General features: G+C 60.2%; 19 protein-coding genes. 11 read left to right on the top strand and 8 right to left on the bottom strand.

What is annotated here, in order from left to right; translation table 11 throughout:
* The first annotated feature begins 78 nt into the window (after positions 1–78).
* From menD to menE, 5 genes are read left to right on the top strand one after another with little or no spacing between them, the layout of a single operon-like run.
* Entirely contained in the window at positions 79–1,749 is a 1,671-nt protein-coding gene (gene menD / locus EXW94_RS08145) for a 2-succinyl-5-enolpyruvyl-6-hydroxy-3-cyclohexene-1-carboxylic-acid synthase (protein WP_174339882.1), read from the top strand.
* Positions 1,746–2,522, top strand: a complete 777-nt coding sequence (menH, locus tag EXW94_RS08140) for a 2-succinyl-6-hydroxy-2,4-cyclohexadiene-1-carboxylate synthase (protein WP_174339881.1) — start codon at positions 1,746–1,748, stop codon at positions 2,520–2,522. Before menD ends, menH begins: the two co-directional genes overlap by 4 nt.
* Entirely contained in the window at positions 2,519–3,376 is an 858-nt protein-coding gene (gene menB, locus EXW94_RS08135) for a 1,4-dihydroxy-2-naphthoyl-CoA synthase (RefSeq protein ID WP_010433380.1), read from the top strand. The genes menH and menB overlap by 4 nt, the downstream gene beginning before the upstream one ends.
* On the top strand, positions 3,376–4,341 hold the full coding sequence (gene menC, locus EXW94_RS08130; protein ID WP_174339880.1) for an o-succinylbenzoate synthase: 966 nt from the start codon (positions 3,376–3,378) through the stop codon (positions 4,339–4,341). Before menB ends, menC begins: the two co-directional genes overlap by 1 nt.
* A complete protein-coding gene (menE, locus tag EXW94_RS08125) occupies positions 4,338–5,699 on the top strand; it encodes an o-succinylbenzoate--CoA ligase (RefSeq protein ID WP_174339879.1) in 1,362 nt (453 codons plus the stop codon). Before menC ends, menE begins: the two co-directional genes overlap by 4 nt.
* On the opposite strand, the gene EXW94_RS08120 is transcribed toward menE, so the two are convergent.
* The 3 genes from EXW94_RS08120 to EXW94_RS08110 are packed head-to-tail and all read right to left on the bottom strand — an operon-like array spanning position 5,700 to position 8,649.
* Positions 5,700–7,214 carry a tripartite tricarboxylate transporter permease gene (locus EXW94_RS08120; RefSeq protein WP_174339878.1) on the bottom strand — a complete coding sequence of 505 codons (1,515 nt, stop codon included), beginning with the start codon at positions 7,212–7,214 and terminating at the stop codon, positions 5,700–5,702.
* A gap of 11 nt (positions 7,215–7,225) precedes the next feature.
* Positions 7,226–7,657 (bottom strand): tripartite tricarboxylate transporter TctB family protein, encoded by a 432-nt coding sequence (locus EXW94_RS08115; RefSeq protein WP_089597925.1) that lies wholly within the window; start codon positions 7,655–7,657, stop codon positions 7,226–7,228.
* 11 nt (positions 7,658–7,668) lie between these two features.
* Positions 7,669–8,649 carry a tripartite tricarboxylate transporter substrate binding protein gene (locus EXW94_RS08110; protein ID WP_126816622.1) on the bottom strand — a complete coding sequence of 327 codons (981 nt, stop codon included), beginning with the start codon at positions 8,647–8,649 and terminating at the stop codon, positions 7,669–7,671.
* Between the two features lie 151 nt (positions 8,650–8,800).
* On the opposite strand from EXW94_RS08110, the gene tctD reads away from it, so the two are divergent.
* The 4 genes from tctD (at position 8,801) to EXW94_RS08090 (ending at position 12,834) form a co-directional block, all read left to right on the top strand.
* Positions 8,801–9,475, top strand: a complete 675-nt coding sequence (gene tctD / locus EXW94_RS08105) for a transcriptional regulator TctD (RefSeq protein ID WP_042716616.1) — start codon at positions 8,801–8,803, stop codon at positions 9,473–9,475.
* Positions 9,462–10,871: a sensor histidine kinase gene (locus tag EXW94_RS08100; RefSeq protein ID WP_174339877.1), complete on the top strand. Its 1,410-nt coding sequence runs from the start codon at positions 9,462–9,464 to the stop codon at positions 10,869–10,871. Before tctD ends, EXW94_RS08100 begins: the two co-directional genes overlap by 14 nt.
* Positions 10,872–11,000: 129 nt before the next feature.
* The gene (locus EXW94_RS08095) at positions 11,001–11,540 is read left to right on the top strand and encodes a YfaZ family outer membrane protein (RefSeq protein ID WP_010433398.1); all 540 of its coding nucleotides are present in this window, start codon (positions 11,001–11,003) and stop codon (positions 11,538–11,540) included.
* Between the two features lie 94 nt (positions 11,541–11,634).
* Complete coding sequence (locus tag EXW94_RS08090; protein ID WP_089597928.1) at positions 11,635–12,834, top strand: nicotinamide mononucleotide deamidase-related protein YfaY; 1,200 nt, start codon at positions 11,635–11,637, stop codon at positions 12,832–12,834.
* Positions 12,835–12,867: 33 nt separating this feature from the next.
* Here the strand turns inward: EXW94_RS08090 and glpC are convergent, their stop codons facing one another.
* From glpC to glpA, 3 genes are read right to left on the bottom strand one after another with little or no spacing between them, the layout of a single operon-like run.
* Positions 12,868–14,058, bottom strand: a complete 1,191-nt coding sequence (glpC, locus tag EXW94_RS08085; protein WP_174339876.1) for an anaerobic glycerol-3-phosphate dehydrogenase subunit GlpC — start codon at positions 14,056–14,058, stop codon at positions 12,868–12,870.
* Positions 14,055–15,272, bottom strand: a complete 1,218-nt coding sequence (gene glpB, locus EXW94_RS08080) for a glycerol-3-phosphate dehydrogenase subunit GlpB (RefSeq protein ID WP_174339875.1) — start codon at positions 15,270–15,272, stop codon at positions 14,055–14,057. Before glpB ends, glpC begins: the two co-directional genes overlap by 4 nt.
* Entirely contained in the window at positions 15,262–16,890 is a 1,629-nt protein-coding gene (gene glpA / locus EXW94_RS08075) for an anaerobic glycerol-3-phosphate dehydrogenase subunit A (protein ID WP_174339874.1), read from the bottom strand. Before glpA ends, glpB begins: the two co-directional genes overlap by 11 nt.
* 252 nt (positions 16,891–17,142) lie before the next feature.
* Between glpA and glpT the strand changes: the two genes are divergently transcribed.
* Together glpT and glpQ are read left to right on the top strand one after the other, a co-directional pair.
* Positions 17,143–18,495 (top strand): glycerol-3-phosphate transporter, encoded by a 1,353-nt coding sequence (gene glpT, locus EXW94_RS08070; protein ID WP_126816616.1) that lies wholly within the window; start codon positions 17,143–17,145, stop codon positions 18,493–18,495.
* 11 nt (positions 18,496–18,506) lie between these two features.
* Entirely contained in the window at positions 18,507–19,565 is a 1,059-nt protein-coding gene (gene glpQ / locus EXW94_RS08065; RefSeq protein ID WP_174339873.1) for a glycerophosphodiester phosphodiesterase, read from the top strand.
* Between the two features lie 105 nt (positions 19,566–19,670).
* On the opposite strand, the gene yfaE is transcribed toward glpQ, so the two are convergent.
* Both yfaE and nrdB read right to left on the bottom strand, forming a co-directional pair.
* A complete protein-coding gene (yfaE, locus tag EXW94_RS08060; RefSeq protein WP_010433414.1) occupies positions 19,671–19,925 on the bottom strand; it encodes a class I ribonucleotide reductase maintenance protein YfaE in 255 nt (84 codons plus the stop codon).
* A complete protein-coding gene (nrdB, locus tag EXW94_RS08055) occupies positions 19,925–21,055 on the bottom strand; it encodes a class Ia ribonucleoside-diphosphate reductase subunit beta (protein WP_010433416.1) in 1,131 nt (376 codons plus the stop codon). The genes yfaE and nrdB overlap by 1 nt, the downstream gene beginning before the upstream one ends.
* Positions 21,056–21,067: the final 12 nt, after the last annotated feature.

Genomic DNA, 21,067 nt, shown 5'->3' with positions numbered 1-21,067 from the left:
CGCATTCCCGATTCATATCAAAATTCCAAATTTTTCTATTATTTATACTGTGTCGCATTCTTGATACCGGACAAACTCATGTCAGTAAGTTCTTTTAACCGACGCTGGGCGACGGTGATCCTCGAAGCCCTGACCCGCCATGGCGTCAGGCACGTGTGTATTGCACCGGGCTCCCGCTCCACGCCGCTGACGCTGGCGGCGGCTGAAAACCGGGCCTTTATTCACCACACCCATTTTGACGAGCGCGGTCTGGGTCATCTGGCGTTAGGGCTGGCGAAAGCCAGCAACGCCCCCGTCGCGGTGATTGTCACCTCCGGAACCGCGGTAGCGAACCTCTATCCGGCTCTGATTGAAGCCGGGTTAACCGGTGAAAAACTGATCCTGCTGACGGCCGACCGTCCTCCTGAACTTATTGACTGCGGTGCCAATCAGGCGATCCGCCAGCCGGGTATTTTCGCATCTCATCCTTCCCATACGGTCTCGTTGCCGCGTCCAACTCAGGATATTCCGGCGAGCTGGCTGGTTTCCACCCTTGACCACGCGATGGGCTCGCTGCGCAGCGGCGCGCTGCATATCAACTGCCCGTTTGCCGAGCCGCTCTACGGCGAACTGAATGACACCGGTTTGGCCTGGCAGCAGCAGCTCGGCGACTGGTGGGAGAGCGAAAAACCCTGGCTGCGCGAGCAAACGCATCTTGAAAGCGAGAAACAGCGCGACTGGTTCTTCTGGCGGCAGAAGCGCGGCGTGGTGATTGCCGGTCGCATGAGCGCGGCTGAAGGCAAGCTGGTCGCCGAATGGGCGCAAACTCTCGGCTGGCCGTTGATTGGCGACGTGCTTTCCCAGACCGGTCAGCCGCTGCCGTGCGCCGATCTCTGGCTGGGTAATGCCAAAGCGGTCACCGAACTGGCGCAGGCGCAGATTGTGGTCCAGATCGGCTCCAGCCTCACCGGGAAGCGTCTGTTGCAGTGGCAGGCTACCTGCACACCGGAAGAGTACTGGCTGGTGGATCCGCTGGAGGGGCGGCTCGATCCGGCGCACCATCGCGGTCGTCGTCTGGTGAGCGAGATTGATAGCTGGCTGGAACTGCATCCGGCAGAAAAGCGTAAACCCTGGGCGGTGGCGATCCCGGAACTCTCGCGCCAGGCGTGGGAGCTCACCAACGCGCAGTGCGAAGGTTTTGGTGAAGCAGAGCTGGCGCACCGTATTCGCCACTATCTTCCCGAGCAGGGGCAGCTGTTTGTCGGCAACAGCCTGGTAGTCCGCCTCATTGATGCCTTCTCTAAGCTGCCCGCAGGCTATCCGGTTTACAGCAACCGCGGAGCCAGCGGCATCGATGGGCTGATTTCCACGGCGGCAGGCGTGCAGCGCGCCAGTGCGAAATCGACGCTGGCGATTGTGGGCGACCTCTCTGCACTGTATGACCTCAACGCGCTGGCGCTGCTGCGTCAGGTCTCCGCGCCCTTTGTGCTGATTGTGGTGAACAACAACGGCGGGCAGATTTTCTCCCTGCTGCCGACGCCGCAGAGCGAGCGCGAACGCTTCTACCTGATGCCGCAAAACGTGCAGTTCGAGCATGCCGCCGCCATGTTCAGCCTCAAGTATCATCGTCCTGAAAACTGGGAACAGCTGGAGACGGCGTTAAGCAGCGCCTGGCGGCAGCCGGGCACCACGCTTATTGAGTTGGTGGTGCACGATGCTGACGGCGCGCAGAAGCTGCAAAATCTGCTGGCGCAGGTGAGCCACCTGTGACCCTGGCTGGCGTGCAGCATAACGGTAAGCCGGGTTACCCCTGGCTTGTCTTTCTGCACGGGTTTTCCGGCGATTGCCGCGAGTGGCAGGCTGTCGGGGAGTCTTTGCGCGATTATCCCCGGCTGTATCTCGACCTGCCGGGACACGGCGAATCAGCCAGTGTCAGCGTCGCCGGGTTTAACGATCTCAGCGATTTACTCGCCAGCACCTTACTTAGTTACAACATACTTAACTACTGGCTGGTGGGGTACTCCCTCGGCGGCCGCATTGCGATGTTTCAGGCTTGCCAGCAGCCAAAGGGCTTATGCGGCATTGTCGTTGAAGGTGGTCATCCTGGGCTGCAGGATGCGGGCTCGCGAGAGGCGCGGCTGGCGTCCGATCGCCGCTGGGCGACGCGTTTTCGTGCTGAACCGCTCCCTGACGTCTTTGCCGACTGGTATCAGCAGCCGGTGTTTGCCTCTCTTACGGATGCGCAGCGCGGCGAACTGATTGCCCTGCGTAGCCGGAACAACGGCGCGAATCTGGCGGCAATGCTTGAGGCCACCTCGCTGGCCGTGCAGCCCGACCTGCGTTCTGCGCTGAGCGTGTACAACGCCCCTTTTTATTATCTCTATGGCGAACGTGACGAGAAGTTTGCGGCCATCGCCGCCGAGCTGAACGCCGAACGCCACGTTATTCCTCACGCCGGACACAACGCCCACCGGGAAAACCCCGGCGCGGTCGCCGCGAGTCTGGCTCAGATACTGCGTCTTCGAACAAAGGACACTCTATGATCTATCCTGATGAACACATGCTTTACGCCCCGGTTGAATGGCAAGACTGCTCCGAAGGCTACACCGACATTCGTTACCACAAGTCCACCGACGGCATCGCCAAAATCACCATCAATCGTCCGCAGGTACGCAACGCGTTCCGGCCGCTGACCGTGAAAGAGATGATTCAGGCGCTGGCCGACGCGCGCTATGACGACAACATCGGCGTGATTGTCCTGACCGGTGAAGGTGACAAAGCGTTCTGCTCCGGCGGCGATCAGAAAGTGCGCGGCGACTACGGCGGATACCAGGATGATGCAGGTACGCACCACCTGAACGTCCTCGATTTCCAGCGCCAGATCCGTACCTGTCCAAAACCGGTTGTCGCGATGGTGGCGGGTTACTCCATCGGCGGCGGCCACGTGCTGCACATGATGTGCGACCTGACCATTGCCGCTGAAAATGCCATCTTTGGCCAGACTGGCCCAAAAGTCGGCTCCTTCGACGGCGGCTGGGGCGCGTCCTACATGGCACGCATCGTTGGGCAGAAAAAAGCGCGTGAAATCTGGTTCCTGTGCCGTCAGTACAACGCGCAGGAAGCGCTGGATATGGGGCTTGTGAATACCGTGGTGCCAATTGCCGATCTTGAAAAAGAGACCGTGCGCTGGTGCCGCGAAATGCTGCAAAACAGCCCGATGGCGCTGCGCTGCCTGAAGGCGGCCCTCAACGCCGACTGTGATGGACAGGCGGGTCTGCAGGAGCTGGCGGGTAACGCCACCATGCTGTTCTACATGACCGAAGAGGGTCAGGAAGGACGCAACGCGTTTAACGAAAAACGCCAGCCGGACTTCAGCAAATACAAACGGAACCCGTAATGCGTCGCGCGCAGGTTTACCGCTGGCAGATACCGATGGACGCGGGCGTGGTGCTGCGCGAGCGGCGGTTAAAAACCCGTGACGGACTCTTCGTGCATCTCCGGCAGGGCGAGCGGGAAGGCTGGGGCGAGATTTCACCTCTGCCGGGCTTTAGCCTGGAGTCGCTGGATGACGCGCAGGCGGCGCTGATGGCCTGGGCGCGCGCGTGGCGGGAAGGTGCTAATCCGGCCCTGCCGGACCTGCCTTCCGCTGCATTCGGTATCAGTTGTGCGCTGGCGGAGCTTGACGGCAGCTTGCCTCAGGAAGCCAACTACCGCGCGGCGCCGCTCTGTACCGGCGATCCGGACGAACTGTTCGCGCTGCTCTCCGCCATGCCCGGCGAGAAAGTGGCGAAAATCAAAGTTGGCCTGTACGAAGCGGTGCGCGACGGGATGGTGGCGAATCTGCTGCTGGAAGCGATTCCGGATCTGCGCCTGCGGCTGGATGCCAACCGCGCCTGGACGCCGCTTAAGGCGCAGCAGTTCGCGAAGTACGTCAACCCGGCCTACCGCAACCGCATCGCGTTTCTGGAAGAACCGTGCAAAAGGCGGGATGACTCCCGCGCCTTTGCCCGTGAAACGGGCATCGCGATTGCCTGGGATGAAAGCCTGCGCGAAGCCGATTTTGAATTTGTCGCCGAGCCGGGCGTGAGTGCGGTGGTCATTAAGCCGACGCTGACCGGCAGCCTGGACAAGGTGCGTGCGCAGGTCTCGGCTGCGCACGCCCTGGGGCTGACGGCGGTGATCAGTTCTTCCATTGAGTCCAGCCTTGGGCTGACGCAGCTGGCGCGCATTGCGGCCTGGCTCACGCCGCAGACCATCCCTGGCCTCGACACGTTAAGCTTGATGCAAACGCAGCTTATTCGTCAGTGGCCGGACAGCATACTGCCGTGCCTCGACGTTGAGGCGCTGGAGCCGCTGCTATGAGTTTTACCGACTGGCCGTGGCGGCACTGGCGCACGCAGCGTGCGGAAAAACCCGCGCTGCGCCTGGACGACGATGTTCTCACCTGGCAACAGCTTTGTGCACGCATCGATAGCCTTGCCGCCGGGTTCCATCGTCAGGGTGTGCAGGAGGGCGACGGCGTTATGCTGCTCGCCCATAACCACCCGCAAACGCTGCTGGCGTGGCTTGCGCTGCTGCAGTGCGGTGCGCGCATTCTGCCGGTCAATCCCCAGCTTCCGCGCCCCTTGCTGGACGTCCTCCTCCCGCAGATGACGCTACGCCATGCGCTGGTGCTGGACGGCGCGTTTGACGGGCTCTCTTCCCTTAGCCTGTCAGAACTCGCAGGGGAATATGCGGCCGCGTGGCAGCCGGATCGCCTGGCTTCCATGACGTTAACCTCTGGCTCGACGGGGTTGCCAAAAGCGGCGGTTCACACCTGCGCGGCGCATCTTGCGAGCGCGCAAGGCGTGCTGGCGCTGATGCCCTACGGCGGGGACGACGACTGGCTGTTGTCGCTGCCGCTGTTTCACGTTTCTGGTCAGGGGATTCTGTGGCGCTGGCTGCTGGCGGGCGGTCGCTTGACCGTGCGCAAGAAGCAGCCGCTGGAGCAGGCGCTGGAGGGCTGCACGCACGCGTCGCTGGTGCCGACCCAGCTGTGGCGTTTGCTTCATACTCAACACCACGTTGCGCTTAAAGCCGTTCTGCTCGGCGGCGCGGCAATTCCCGTTGAACTGACCGAGAAGGCGCGGGAACAGGGCATTCGTACCTTCTGCGGTTACGGCCTGACGGAGTTCGCCTCTACCGTTTGCGCGAAAGCGGCGGACGGCGAGCCGGATGTGGGAACCGCCCTGCCGGGTCGGGAAGTGAAGCTGGTTGAGGGGGAAATCTGGATCAAAGCGCAAAGCATGGCGGCGGGCTACTGGCGAGACGGTGCGCTTCTTCCGCTTACTAACGCGCAGGGCTGGTTTGCCACCCGCGATCGCGGGGAATGGCGCAACGGTCGTCTGACAATTGTAGGCCGTATGGACAACCTCTTTTTCAGCGGAGGAGAGGGGATCCAACCCGAATCGCTGGAGCGCGTTATCGCCACGCATCCGCAGATAAGCCAGGTGTTTATCGTCCCGCTGGACGACGCCGAGTTCGGACAGCGTCCGGTGGCGGTGGTGGAGTGCGAGCCGGGAACGGATATCGCGCAATTCCCTGACTGGATCCAGGGCAGGCTGGCGCGTTTTGAACAGCCGGTACACTGGCTGGTGCTGCCCGCAGCGCTAAAAAATGGCGGGATAAAAATCTCCCGCCAGGCGTTAAAACAGTGGGTCAATGCCCTGCTGAGGGGCTAATCAGCCGACGTCCGGCTCGGGCTTGCGCTGGCGTCGACGCAGCAGGCGCAGGACCGGCGGCACCACAATCACCATGATCGCCATGGCCAGCAGGATCTTCGTTACGCTGCTCTCCCACAGTATCGACATATTGCCGTTGCTAATGGAGAGGGCGCGGCGCAGGTTCTGCTCCAGCATCTCGCCCAGCACAAAGCCTAAAATCAGCGGTGACATCGGGAAGTGCATCTTGCGTAAGATGTACCCCAGCACGCCGAGCAGCACCATCAGCACAAGGTCGAATGTGGTGCTGTGCACCGCGTACACCCCAACCGCAGAGACCGCCGCAATGGCGGGCACCAGGAACCACAGGGGAATGGTCAGCATGCGGGTAAACAGACCGATCAGCGGGATATTCATCACCAGCAGCATCACGTTGGCGATCAGCAGTGCCGCAATCAGGCCCCACACGATGTCCGGCTGCTCGGTAAACATCGCCGGGCCCGGGGTGATGTTATAGAGCGTCAGCGCGCCCATCATCACCGCCGTGGTGCCGGAGCCCGGCACGCCGAGCGTCAGCATCGGGATAAACGAGCCGCAGGCCGAGGCGTTATTGGCCGCCTCTGGTGCCGCCACGCCGCGTATATCGCCCTTACCGAAGCTGTCGCTGTTGCCGCTCAGCTTTTTCTCGGTCATGTAGGTGATGGCGCTGGCGATGGTCGCCCCCGCGCCGGGCAGGATGCCGACGAAGAAACCAATCACCGACGAACGCAGGGTAGCACCCACACACTGCGCCCCCTCTTTGGCATTAAAGAGCATGCGGCCGGTTTTGCGCACCAGCGTCTGCCCGCTGCTGGTATGTTCCAGCATCAGTAAGATTTCTGAGACAGAGAACAGGCCAATCACGACGACGATAAACTGCACGCCGTCGGACAGGTGAACGCTGTCGAAGGTAAAGCGATAAACCCCGGTGTTGGCATCCACACCGACGGTGGCCAACCCTAAGCCAATCAGCGCAGACAAAAACGATTTGAGCGGGTTTTGCGCCATCATGCTGCCGAGGCAGGCGATAGCGAACACCATCAGTGCAAAATACTCCGCCGGGCCAAACGCCAGCGACCACTGGGCCAGCGCAGGGGCGAACAGAATGATGCCGCCAATGGCAATCAGCGAACCGAAGAACGAGCTGACGGCAGAAATGGAGAGCGCCACGCCGCCGCGTCCCTGTTGCGCCATGGGATAACCGTCGAGCGCGGTCATAATGGCGGCGGCATCGCCGGGCACGTTCAGCAGTATGGAGGAGATGCGTCCGCCGTACTCGCAGCCGATATACACCGTCGCCAGTAAGATCAGGGCGGATTCAGCCGGCAGATGCAGGGCAAAGGCCAGCGGCAGAAGTATCGCCACGCCGTTAATCGGACCAAGACCGGGCAGCAGGCCGACGATCGTGCCCACGAAGCAGCCGATCAGGGCGATCACCAGGTTTTCCGGGGTCATCGCTACCGCGAACCCCTGAGAGAGGTAAATCCAGGTATCCATAGCGTGCTCCGTTAGTTAAACCATGCGCCAAGGGGTAACGTCACGTCCAGCAGGCGGTCGAAGGCGTACCAGAGCAAAATGCCCAGCACCGCACCCGATAGCCCCGCCGCGGGCAGCGTGGCGTTGAACAGCATGCCAATCACCATCGTCAGAATAGCGGTGGCAACCGGGAAGCCGAGCCACTCAAAGCCCCACGCGTACATCAGCAGGACAATCACCATCACCAACAGGCGTTGCAAAATCCTGCGTGGCGGCCACTCCACGGTGTCAGGATGGCGCAACAGCATTGCTACGGAGCAGAGCAGCATCAGTCCGACGATGCCCATCGGAAAGGGGCGTGGCCCCACCGGTTCATAGCTGTATTCGCTGTGGATCTGCCAGGCGACGAACAACCCGCCAATGCAGAGCAGCAGCCATATCCCGGCAAAAATACGATCGCTCATAGCGCCTCCGTTTATTTCGCCAGACCGAAGGCTTTCGCCTGTTCGCGGTAGTCATTCACCTGTTTTTTGACATACTCGTCCAGCTGCTTACCGTTGAGGTTGAACTCGAACAGGCCGCGCAGATCGCGCTGCTTTTTGAACTCATCGGTTTGCTGGAGTTTGGCGAAGGCATCCACCCACCACTGGTATTCAGCGTCGGTCACTTTCGGCCCAACGAAGAAGCCGCGAATAATCGGCCAGACCAGGTTGTAGCCTTGCTCTTTGGCGGTAGGGACGTTCGCCAGCTGGCCCGGCAGACGGTTTTCCGAGAAGACCGCCAGCACGCGGATTTTATCCCCGCTCAGGTAAGGCACCATTTCACTGAGATCGCCGGAGACGGCCTGCACGTGATTGCCCATCAGCGCCGTGACCGGCTCGCCGCCGCCTTCAAAGGCGACGTAGCGCATCTTGTGTGGGTCCACTTTTGCCTGCTGCGCCAGCAGGGCGGCTTTCATCCAGTCCTGGCTGCCGATCGACGCACCGGCGCCAATCACCACGCTGTTCGGATCTTTTTCCATCGCAGTCAGCAGGTCTTTCAGCGATTTCCACGGGGAATCAGCGCGAACGGCGATCATGCCGTAATCCGTGCCGACGGTCGCGAGCCAGCGCACATCGTCCACGCCGTAGCGGCCAAACTTGCCCTGCGACAGGTTCAGCAGCGAGCCGCCGGAGAAAGCCACCACGGTGCCCGCTTCGGCAGGACGCTGCGCCACAATGGCGTTGTAAGCCACCGCGCCCACGCCACCGGGCATGTAGGTGACGCGCATCGGTTTCTCGATGGTCTTTGTCTCCATCAGGCTGACCTGAATCAGCTTACAGGTCAGGTCAAAGCCGCCGCCCGGTTTGGCCGGGGCGATACATTCGGTGCGGGACGGGACATCCTGCGCCTGGACGACAGAGGCACTCAACATCAATACGCTTGCAGCAAGGGTCGAAAGTAATTGTTTTTTCATCGTTTATCCTCACGCCGGAGAACCGGGAGTACGGGTACGGGGCTTTTTTTCTGATTATGTGAACCACCTTGTAGCGGTTCCGTTGCGTGATTGTTAAAACATTAACCTTTCATTTCCCTTTCACTGCGACACGAACTTTACAGGATGTGATATGCGTCTCTTACTCGCGGAAGATAATCGTGAACTGGCTCACTGGCTGGAGAAAGCGCTGGTGCAGGGAGGCTTTGCCGTTGACTGCGTTAACGACGGACGGGCGGCCGATCATCTGTTGCAGGGTGAAAACTATGCCGTCGCTATTCTGGACATCGGCATGCCCGGATTCGACGGGCTGGAGGTCGTCCATCGTTTGAGAAAGCGCGGGCAGACGCTTCCGGTGCTGTTTCTCACCGCCCGCAGCAACGTGGCGGACAGGGTGAAAGGACTGAACGCCGGGGCGGATGACTATCTGCCGAAGCCGTTTGAGCTGGAAGAACTCGATGCGCGGCTGCGCGCGCTGCTGCGCAGAAGCGAAGGGCGAACCCAGGAGCGTCAGCTTTTGGGCGAGCTGGAATATGACGATGACGGTTTTTTTCTGCTGCACGATGAACCGCTCTCCCTGACGCCGCGCGAGCTTTCCCTGCTGAAGGTGCTGATGCACCGCCGGACCCGGCCCGTCTCCCGCCAGCAGCTGTTCGACCAGGTGTTTAGCCTGAACGACGATGTGAGTCCGGAGAGCATCGATCTCTACATCCATCGTCTGCGCAAGAAACTGAGCGGCAGCGGGGTGAAGATTACCACCCTGCGCGGGCTGGGTTACGTGCTGGAGTGTGGCGATGAAGTGGGCTAAACCGCAGTCGCTTTATCTGCAACTTCTGCTGTTTCTGGGGTTACCGCTGCTGCTGTTATGGGGATTATCAACGTTTAATAGCTACGTCAGCGCCCTGCAAGCGGCGACGCAGGCTTATGACCGCACGCTGTTATCGTCGGCGCGTACGGTCTCTGAGCGGCTTGAAGTGCATTACGGCAAGCTGCAGGTGAATGTGCCCTGGGTGGTGCTCGACAGCTTTGAGCTCAACATGAATGACAGGCTGTATTACAAGGTGGTCGACCCCGCCGGGCGGGTGATCTCCGGCTACGACGACCTGCCGAAGATGCCCCCTTCAACCTCGCGCACCACGCTCTACCCGGCGCTGGCCTGGTTTTATCACACCGAGTATCGCGGGCAGGCGATTCGCGTGGCGAAGTTGCTTCAGCCCATCAACGAAGATAACGTCGTCGGGATGGCGGAGATCTATGTCGCTGAAACGCTGCAGTCCCGTCGCTATCTTGCCAGCCAGCTGCTTTTTTCGTCCTGGGTATCTCAGGGGCTGCTGGTCCTGCTGACGCTGATCTTAACCGCCTGGCTGTTGCGTCGCGTGCTGCGCCCGATGCGCCAGCTGTCCTCGCTCATGGTGCGCCGGGAGCCGGGGCTGCTGTCTCCGCTGCCCGAGCTGCTGCCCTGGTCAGAAACGCGCCTGCTGATTGTGGCCTTCAACCGCTATATTGACCGGCTGCGTGGCGTGCTGTCGCGGCAGGAGCGCTTTAATGCCGATGCCTCTCACCAGCTTAAAACCCCGCTGGCGGTGCTGAAAACGCAGGTCTCGGTGGCCCTGACGCGGGACGATCCTGCGCTGTGGCAGGAGAGTTTACGGGCGATGAATGTGACGCTGGATAACACCATTGTGCTGACTGAACGCCTGCTTCAGCTTTCGGCGGTGAAGCGAAAAGAGCAGGGGGAGCGGCAGTTTACCCCGGTAGATCTGGTGCAGGTGGTGCAGAATTGTTGTTTTTCACGGCTGGCGCAGGCGCGCAGCAAAGCGATTGACCTGGGGTACGACGGTGAGCTGCAGCCGACGATCATCGAAGGCGATGAGGTTTTGCTGGGCGAGCTATGCGCAAACCTGCTGGAGAACGCCATCAAATACACGCCGGAGCAGGGGATCGTAACGGTTTACCTGCGCGCGGATAACGGCGCGGTTGACCTGAGCGTGGAAGACAGTGGGCCGGGGATTGCGGAAAATCTGATCCCGCAGGCGATGCTGCCGTTTCGCCGTCTGGATAACGTCGGCGACGCGGCAGGGTCCGGCATCGGGCTGGCGCTGGCGAGCGATATTGCCCGGCTGCACCGCAGCCATCTTCAACTTTCCCGCAGTGAACACTTAGGCGGGCTGAGTGTGAAAATGCGTTTTCTGCTGATGGGATAAAGGTAGATATTATCAAATCGTTACAAACTAATTGTCTGACGCACGCAGAGTGCTTGATCCCGCAGTGAGGCAGGTTAAAATCTCGCGGTTTTGGGACTTATTATCTATAAATTGTGCGGGATCACGACAATGAAAAAAGTGGCATTAATGGGCTTAGGCCTGATGGTTATCTCTTCGGCGGCTAACGCCATCAGCTTCAACGGCTCGGCGGGTGAGGATTACACCCATCTGGGCTTTGGTCTTGGCACGGATAGCGCCGGTCTGGCAATGACCGGCGGCTGGACGCATAACGATGACGACGGCGATGCGGCAAGCCTTGGACTCGGCTTCAACGTTCCTCTTGGTCCATTCCTGGCGACCGTCGGCGGCAAAGGGATCTACACCAACCCGAACGACGGCGACGAAGGCTACGCGGCGGCGGTCGGCGGCGGCCTGCAGTGGAAAATTGGCGACAGCTTCGGTCTGTTCGGCGAGTACTACTACTCTCCGGATTCGCTCTCCAGCGGTATCGAAAGCTATGAAGAAGCCAATGCCGGTGCGCGCTGGACTATCATGCGTCCGATCACTATCGAAGCGGGTTATCGCTATCTGAACCTGGCGGGTAAAGACGGCAACCGCGACAACGCGCTGGCTGATGGCCCTTACGTGGGCGTGAGCGCAGGCTTCTAATCTCTTCGGCGCGGCGTTCTGTCGCGCCAGTTTCTCTCTGCTCCCCCCATTCAATTGCGCTATAGTGTTTCGACCATATAAGCGGGAGAACACAATGATTAACGTGGAGATGTTATCCACCGGCGACGAAGTGCTGCATGGGCAAATTATTGACACCAATGCCGCCTGGCTTGCCGATTTATTCTTTGAGCAAGGATTACCGTTAACGCGCCGCAACACCGTGGGCGACAATCTTGAGTCACTGGTGAACGTTCTTCGCGAGCGCAGCGAGCACTGCGACGTGTTGATTGTGAACGGCGGGCTCGGCCCCACCAGCGACGATCTCAGCGCGCTGGCTGCCGCCACCGCGAAAGGCGAGGGGCTGGTATTGCACGAGGCGTGGCTGGCGCAGATGGAACGCTTCTTCTCCGATCGTGGTCGTGTGATGGCACCCAGCAACCGCAAGCAGGCTGAAATACCCGCCAGCGCAGAGCTGGTTGATAACCCGGTTGGCACCGCCTGCGGGTTTGCCGTACAGCTAAACCGCTGCCTGATGTTCTTCACTCCCGGCGTGCCTTCTGAATTTAAAGTGATGGTCGAGCAGCAAATCCTGCCGCGCCTGCGCGCGCGTTTTACGCTGCCAGAGCCGCCGCTGTGTCTGCGCCTGACCACCTTTGGCCGCTCGGAAAGCGATCTGGCCCAGAGCCTGGATCATCTCCAACTGCCGCCGGGCGTCTCAATGGGCTATCGCTCGTCGATGCCCATTATCGAACTCAAGCTGACCGGCCCAGCGACGGAAAAAGCCGCCATGCTGGCGCTGTGGCCTGAAGTGCAACGCGTCGCGGGCGAAAGCCTGATCTTTGAAGGCACGGAAGGGCTGCCCGCACAGATTGCCCAGAGCCTTCAGTCCCGTCAGCTGAGCGTCACCCTCAGCGAACAGTTCACCGGCGGCCTGCTGGCGCTGCAGCTTTCCCGCGTGAATGCGCCGCTGCTTGCCAGTGAAGTGGTGCCGTTCCAGCAGGAGACGCTGGCGCAGACCGCGCGCTGGGCGTCAGAGCGCAGGGTGAAACACTTTGCCGGTCTGGCGATGTTTGTGGGCGGGCTGGATGAGGAACATCTCAATTTTGCGCTGGCCACGCCGGAAGGCACGCATGCGCTGCGGGTGAAAATGAGCATCACGCGCCACAGCCTGGCGGTGCGTCAGGAGGTCTGCGCGATGATGGCGCTGAACATGCTGCGCCGCTGGCTGAACGGTAAAGAAGTCGCCAGCGAGCACGGCTGGATTAACGTCGTGGAGTCGCTGTTCATCGAATGATGCGTTTGCCGGGGTCTCTCGCCCCGGCAATGCTTACCCCAGCGCTTTCGCCAGCAGGGTAATGGGATGTTCGCAGCGTTTGCTGGTGGACATCTCAATCTGCCACTTGCAGGTTTCGCAGTCCGTTACCACGATATCCGCGCCGCTCTCTTCAATCTGGCGGAACAGCGGGGCGCCAATCGCCTGTGACGTTTCGTAGTTTTCACGCTTGAAGCCGTAGGTGCCCGCAATCCCGCAGCAGCGTGAGTCCAGCACCGTCAGCTCCAGCCCCGGTATAAGCCGCAATAGCTCCAGCGTATAGAGCGACCAGCCCATTTTTTCCATATGACACGGCGTGTGATAGACCACCTTCAGCGGTAATGTCTTCAGCGGCAGCGTCTGTCCGCCGTCCAGCTTGCGCCACAGGAAGCGCGTCGCCAGCTCAATATGCTCGCGCAGTCCGGTATTATCGACATCCAGCAGGTGCGGATACTCATCGCGCAGCGTAAAGGTACAGGTGGACGAGGTGGCCAGTACCGGGATCCCCTTGTCGACGATGGCCTCGCGCAGCGACGAGACGTTACTTTTCGCCTGCTTACGCGCTTTATCGATAAACCCGTTGGCAATCAGCGGGACGCCGCAGCACTTCTCCTTGCTAAGGAGCTGTACGCCGATTCCCATGGCGTTCAGGACTTTCAGCAGATCTTTACCCAGCTGCGGGTGGTTGTAATTCACATAGCAGCCGTGGAAAAAGGCCACCTGGTCGGCGTACCGGGCCTGTTCCGCCGCAACGGACCTGTACCAGCGGCGGAAGGTGCCGTGAGAATATTTCGGCAGGCTGCGGTGATGGTCGATTTTAAGCGTGGCATCCAGCAGTTGACGCACCGGCTTGAGTGAGGTCGCGGCATTCACCAGCGGGGCAAAGGGCGTCGAGACGCTGCCCATGAGATCGGTATGGCTCAGGATCGCATCGCGCAGTGTGGGTTTCTGCGTGCTGTAGCGCGCGCGGGCGCGCTGGATGATATCGCCGATTTTAACATCCGACGGGCAGGCCACTTCGCAGCGTTTGCAGTTGATGCAGTATTTCAGCGCCTCGTCGTACAGCTTGCCGTCCTTCAGACGAAGACGCTCGCCGTCCGGCCCGGCCTGCTTCGGACCGGGGTAGCGCGGGTTCACGCCGCTGACCGGGCAGACGGTGGTGCAGACCGTGCATTTGATGCAGCTTTCGAAACGGGTGTCGTTCATTGTGCAACCTCCGTGCGCTGAATAATCTGCTCTGCAACGTGGAGCGCCGTGACGGCGCAAACCCCGCCGCCGCAGCCCTGTGCGATGGGATCGTATCCGCCCAGTACGGAGCCGATGGCGAAGAGATTGCCGATCGATTTACCGGAAAGCTGCGGGTGCAGATGCGTATCGGCGATGACGCCGAACTGCTGCCAGGGCTGCGGTGTGAAGAAATCACTCTGATACCAGTCCGCGCGGGAAGCGCTCTGCCGGACATCCAGCCCCATAATGGCTTCGCGAATGCCGTTGCGTGTGCTTAGCAGCCCATTGCTGAAGAAACTGCCGCTTGCCAGCACCGCGTAGCGCGCGCGAAGCGGTATATCATCATGGTTCCGCGTCCAGATTTCGCTCACCGCGCCGTCGTTCAGGGTGATTTTTTTCACTTCATCCCCCGCCATCCACACGCCGCCCTGCGCAACAAACTGGCGCTGAAGCTGGGTGTGCAGACGAATGCCCGGCACGGAAGGGGGAAGCGTAGGCAGCAGGCCGAGCGAGCAGGGCAGACGATCGGACAGCCAGCGCCAGAGCCGGTTGTCGTTTAAACCAAAGCAGGCGGGCATCAACAGGGCGTCGCAGGTTTCGCCGAGCGGCCTGAGCGCGTTATACAGCAGCGGCCATTTGTCCTCGTTATCCAGAAAACGGGCGATATTCACCGCGCGAAACTCGCTCGGGTTATCGCGCAGGACATCCAGTTCAGGCAGTTCTATCTCTGCCGTCTCGGCGTTAACGCCCTGGCGACAGAGCGACGCCGCCGCGAGATGGGGCTGAAAATCCAGAAAGCCGCTAATGCCCACCACCCGCACGCGCGCGGCGTTAAGGGGGGCTACGGGCACCTCTTCCGGGCTGAGCCACGCGGAGCGCAGGGTGCCGAGCGGCGTGACGCGCTGGTGATTTTGCCTGGCGCTTCCCTTCAGACGCGCGCCGCAGTCCGCCAGCAGCGCTTCGGTTTCCAGGGCAAAACGATCAACGTTGTGGGCACCAATCAGGTGATACGGGTGCTCCGGCGGCAGCGTATCGCGGTACACTTCATCCACCAGATCCAGCGATCCCGACGAGAAGTGCAGGGCGCTCTGGCCGCGGGTGATAATGGCGCAGCGCAGCCCCCGCTTCGTGAGTTTGATGCCGCAGAGCAAGCCTGCCAGCCCGCCGCCGACGATTACGGTATCAAATTTCATCGCGTTGCTCCTTCTCAAGACCACAAAGTCCCTGGTAGACCCAGCGGGTAAATTCGCTTTCGCGCAGGGCGTCCCCCCAGGCGACAGGTTGAATGCCTTTCCAGCGCTCGTTTAAAAACGCGCTGAGCTGATCGAGCGACTGGGTGGCGGTGGTGGTGTGAAAACGCTGCAGCAGGCCGGCGGCACGACAGGCGCACAGCTCGCCCTGGCAGGTGCCCATGCCCACGCGGGTGCGGCGGCGGAGGTCGAGCAGGCTATTGACCGTCAGGCTCTCCACCGCGTACTGCACCTCACCGGCAGTGACGGCTTCGCACTCGCACACCAGGCTGCGGCTCAGCCGTCCTTCACCGAGCCACTGTGGCGTTCTGTCGCCGTGGCGGTAAATCGCGGATCCGCGCAGCGGCGCGGGCAGAGAGATGATTTTTTGCAGGGTTTTTTCGGTGGACTGCCGCGAGCCGGGCAGCGGCTGGTCTGCCGTCACGCAGGCTTCGGTATTCCCCAGCTTGCGGCAGACGGCATCGGTCGCCCACTCGGCCATCAGGCGGTAGGTCATCAGCTTGCCGCCTGTGATGGTGATAAATCCGTCCATGCCGTCGCGCTCGGCGTGATCGAGCAGCACGATGCCCCGGCTGACGTTGCGTCCGCTCGGGTCGTTGTCGCTGGCGACCAGCGGACGCACGCCCGCGTAGGCGCGCAGAATACGCGTCTGCGCCATTACCGGGGCCAGTTTTTCCCCTTCCCGCAGCAGGATGTCGACCTCTTCAGCGGTCACGCGGTTGTAGTCAATTTCGCTGTAGTCGACGTGGGTTGAGGTGGTACCGATTAACGAAATGGTGTCGCCCGGGACGAGGATATCGGCGTCGGACGGTTTGCGGCAGCGGTTGATCACGTGGTTATTGATGCGGTGGTCGAGGATCAGCAGCGATCCTTTCGCCGGGAACATGCGCACCGACAGGTCGGCGTATTCCGCAATGCGCTGCCCCCAGATCCCCGCTGCGTTGACCACTACGGCGGCATACAGCTCGCTGTGTTCGTTGTACTGCGTATCAAGGATCCGCACGCCGCAGATGCGATGACCTTCGCGTATAAGCCCGGTCACTTCGTGCCCGGTCAGAATGCGTGCGCCATGCTCGCGGGCGTCCAGCATATTGGCGGCCGTCAGGCGGAAGGGGTCGACGGTGCCGTCAGGCACCTTCACCGCGCCGATAAGCGCCGGGTTAACCGACGGTTCCAGCCGCCTCGCCAGCGCCGGGTCCATGGCCTCCGCCTGAATGCCCGCCGCGGTGCAGGCGGTAATAAAGGTCTTCTGAAAGGCGAGGTCATCTTCGGGCAGGGTAATAAAGAGGCCGTCAGTCGGCTCAATGCAGTGGCGGGCGATACGCTTGAGGATTTGGTTTTCAGCAATACATTCACGCGCGGATTCACCGTCGGTCACCGCATACCGCGCGCCGCTGTGCAGCAGGCCGTGGTTACGCCCGGTTGCGCCTGTGGCAATGTCATGACGCTCCAGAAGTGTGACGCTGAGGCCGCGCAGCGCGCAGTCGCGTGCGATCCCGGCGCCGGTTGCACCACCACCAATGATTATCACATCGCTATAACGAGGATCGTGAATGGTCATTGTTTACCCTCTATGTTCGTTTTTTTATCATTTAGCCATATCAATCGTGTGGTTTGTTTGATTTCGAACATAAACGCGCGAAATTCGAAAGTGAAACGTGATTTCATGCGCTTTTTTGCGCATTCTGTCATATTTCTGTAACAATCTGTGCGTTGATTCACAGTAACAATCACCGTGATTTCTTAACATCCCCGCCACTGGAATTCAGGTGCGAGCCACCTGCCCATTTAATTCAAGGCCACGGAGGCTGTCATGCTCAGTATCTTCAAACCCGCGCCGCATCGGGCGCGTCTGCCAGAGGCAGAAATTGATCCGCTTTACCGCCGTCTGCGTTGGCAAATCTTCCTGGGGATCTTCTTCGGGTACGCGGCGTACTACCTTGTGCGTAAAAACTTTGCGCTCGCCATGCCGTATCTGGTGGAGCAGGGCTTCTCCCGCGGCGATCTGGGGTTCGCGCTGTCGGGGATCTCCATCGCCTACGGTTTTTCCAAATTCATTATGGGTTCGGTGTCGGATCGCTCGAATCCGCGCGTGTTCCTGCCCGCCGGCCTGATCCTGGCGGCCGCGGTCATGCTGTTCATGGGCTTTGTGCCGTGGGCAACCTCCAGCATTGCCGTCATGTTCGTCCTGCTGTTCCTCTGCGGCTGGTTCCAGGGGATGGGGTGGCCGCCGTGCGGACGCACCATGGTGCACTGGTGGTCGCAGAAAGAGCGCGGCGGCATCGTGTCGGTGTGGAACTGTGCCCATAACGTCGGCGGTGGGCTTCCGCCTCTGCTGTTCCTGCTGGGGATGGCCTGGTTTAACGACTGGAAAGCCGCGCTGTATATGCCCGCCTTTGGCGCCATCGTCGTGGCAATTATCGCTTTCGCGCTGATGCGCGACACGCCGCAGTCCTGTGGCCTGCCGCCGATTGAAGAGTACAAAAACGACTATCCGGATGATTACAGCAAGGAGCACGAAGAAGAGCTGACCGCAAAACAGATCTTCATGAAGTACGTGCTGCCCAACAAGCTGCTGTGGTACATCGCGGTCGCCAACGTGTTCGTTTACCTGCTGCGCTACGGCATCCTCGACTGGTCGCCAACCTACCTGAAAGAGGTGAAGCACTTCGCGCTGGATAAATCCTCCTGGGCCTATTTCCTGTATGAATATGCCGGGATCCCGGGCACGCTGCTTTGCGGCTGGATGTCAGACAAAGTGTTCAAGGGCAACCGCGGTGCGACGGGCGTGTTCTTTATGACCCTGGTGACCATTGCCACCGTCGTTTACTGGCTCAACCCGCCGGGCAACCCGTCAGTAGATATGGCCTGCATGATCGTTATCGGTTTCCTGATTTACGGTCCGGTGATGCTGATTGGCCTGCATGCCCTGGAGCTGGCCCCGAAAAAAGCGGCAGGCACGGCGGCAGGCTTTACCGGTCTGTTCGGCTACCTCGGCGGTTCGGTCGCGGCGAGCGCCATCGTGGGCTACACCGTTGACTTCTTCGGCTGGGACGGCGGTTTTATGGTGATGATCGGCGGTAGCGTGCTGGCTGTCCTGCTGCTGATTGTCGTCATGATCGGTGAAAAACGTCACCACGCGGAAGTGCTGGCGCGTCGTCAATAAGGAGCAATGCGATGAAATTAACCCAACTTGCAACCGGCCTGCTGCTGGCCGGTTTAATGACCGGCTCCGCGCTGGCTGCTAATAAGATTGTGATTGCCCACCGCGGTGCCAGCGGCTATCTGCCGGAGCATACGCTCCCGGCGAAAGCGATGGCCTATGCGCAAGGCGCGGATTATCTTGAGCAGGATCTGGTGATGACCAAGGATGACCAGCTGGTTGTCCTGCATGACCATTATCTTGACCGCGTGACGGACGTGGCCGAGCGTTTTCCGGACCGCGCGCGAAAAGATGGGCGCTACTACGCCATCGACTTCACGCTGGCGGAGATCCGCTCGCTGAAGTTTACCGAAGGCTTCGAGATTGAAAATGGCAAGAAGGTGCAGGTCTATCCGGGACGTTTCCCGATGGGCAAGTCCGACTTCCGCATCCATACCTTCCAGGAGGAGATTGAGTTTGTTCAGGGGCTGAACCACTCCACCGGTAAAAACATCGGTATCTACCCGGAGATCAAAGCGCCGTGGTTCCACCATCAGGAAGGGAAAGACATTGCCGCGAAGACGCTGGAGGTGCTGAAACAGTACGGCTACACCAGCAAGAAGGACAAAGTTTACCTGCAGTGTTTTGACGCCGCCGAGCTAAAGCGCATCAAAACCGAGCTGGAGCCGAAGATGGGGATGGATCTCAATCTGGTACAGCTGATTGCCTATACCGACTGGAATGAAACCCAGGAGAAGCAGCCGGACGGGAAGTGGGTGAACTACAACTACGACTGGATGTTTAAGCCGGGCGCGATGAAGCAGATTGCGCAGTACGCCGATGGCATCGGGCCGGATTACCACATGCTGGTGGCGGAAGGCTCCACGCCGGGCCACGTGAAGCTGACGGCGATGGTGAAAGAGGCGCATGCCAGCAAGATGCAGGTGCATCCGTATACCGTGCGTGCAGACCAGCTGCCGGAGTACGCAACGGACGTGAATCAGCTTTATGAGATGTTGTATAACCAGGCGGGCGTGGACGGACTGTTTACGGATTTCCCGGATAAAGCAGTCGAATTCATTCACCGGAAGTAGGATTTGTAGGTCGGGTAAGGCGAAGCCGCCACCCGACAATCAGGCTCTGCGGCCTGATGCCCTCACCCTAACCCTCTCCCACCGGGAGAGGGGATAAGGACAACATCACATCTCGATCTCAATATCGCCTTTTGCCCTGCAGCAGCAGGGCAAAATTTCGCCTTCACTGATAAAGGCCAGCGGCTCGGTCAGCCAGTCCACCTGGCCTGCGACCAGACGGCAGCGGCAGGAGCCGCAATAGCCTTCACGACACTGGTACTCTACCTCCACCTGATGTGCTTCTAGCGCCACCAGCAGGGAAGGGTGCTCTTCCTGGCACAACACTTCGGTGCCCGAAAGGCTCAGCGTTACGCGCGTCATCAGAGCTGGAAGTCGCTCAGGTCGTCGGTGTTGACTTCAGAATCAATCTGACCGACCAGGTAAGAACTCACTTCCACTTCCTGCGGCGCCACCTGCACGTTATCGGACACCAGCCAGGTGTTGATCCACGGGATTGGGTTGGAGCGCGTCTGGAACGGCAGGTCGAGACCGACAGCCTGCATGCGGATGTTGGTGATGTACTCAACGTACTGGCACAGGATGTCTTTGTTCAGGCCAATCATGGAGCCGTCGCGGAACAGGTAGTCTGCCCACTCTTTCTCCTGCTGGGCCGCCAGCACGAACAGATCGTAGCATTCCTGCTTGCACTCTTCGGCAATCGCAGCCATTTCCGGGTCGTCCGCGCCGCTGCGCAGCAGGTTCAGCATGTGCTGAGTCCCGGTCAGGTGCAGGGCTTCGTCACGGGCGATCAGGCGGATGATTTTGGCGTTGCCTTCCATCAGCTTGCGCTCGGCAAAGGCGAAGGAGCAGGCGAAGCTCACGTAGAAGCGGATCGCTTCCAGCGCGTTAACGCTCATCAGGCACAGGTACAGCTGCTTTTTCAGCGCGCGCAGGTTCACGGTAATGGTTTTGCCGTTCACGTTATGCGTGCCTTCGCCCAGCAGATGCCAGTAGCTGGTCATCTCGATCAGCTCGTCGTAGTAGTGCGCAATGCCTTCCGCGCGCTTCTGGATCTGCTCGTTGGTGACGATATCGTCAAACACCACCGCCGGATCGTTCACGATGTTGCGGATGATGTGGGTGTAAGAGCGGGAGTGGATCGTCTCGGAGAACGCCCAGGTTTCTACCCAGGTTTCCAGCTCAGGAATCGAGATCAGCGGCAGCAGCGCAACGTTCGGGCTACGACCCTGAATGGAGTCCAGCAGCGTCTGGTACTTCAGGTTGCTGAGGAAGATATGTTTTTCGTGATCCGGCAACGCCTGGAAATCGATACGGTCGCGGGAAACGTCCACTTCTTCCGGGCGCCAGAAGAAGGAGAGTTGCTTTTCAATCAGCTTTTCGAAGATGTCATATTTTTGCTGATCGTAGCGTGCCACGTTGACCGGCTGGCCGAAGAACATCGGCTCTTTGAGCTGGTCGTTTTTCGTCTGTGAAAAGGTGGTATATGCCATGAGTGTGTCCTG

Origin of the sequence: Enterobacter sp. JMULE2 (genome assembly GCF_013337145.1) — a bacterium.
Lineage (GTDB): Bacteria > Pseudomonadota > Gammaproteobacteria > Enterobacterales > Enterobacteriaceae > Enterobacter > Enterobacter mori.
Note: the sequence above shows the minus strand (reverse complement) of the source record. Positions and strands in the feature narration are given on the sequence as shown.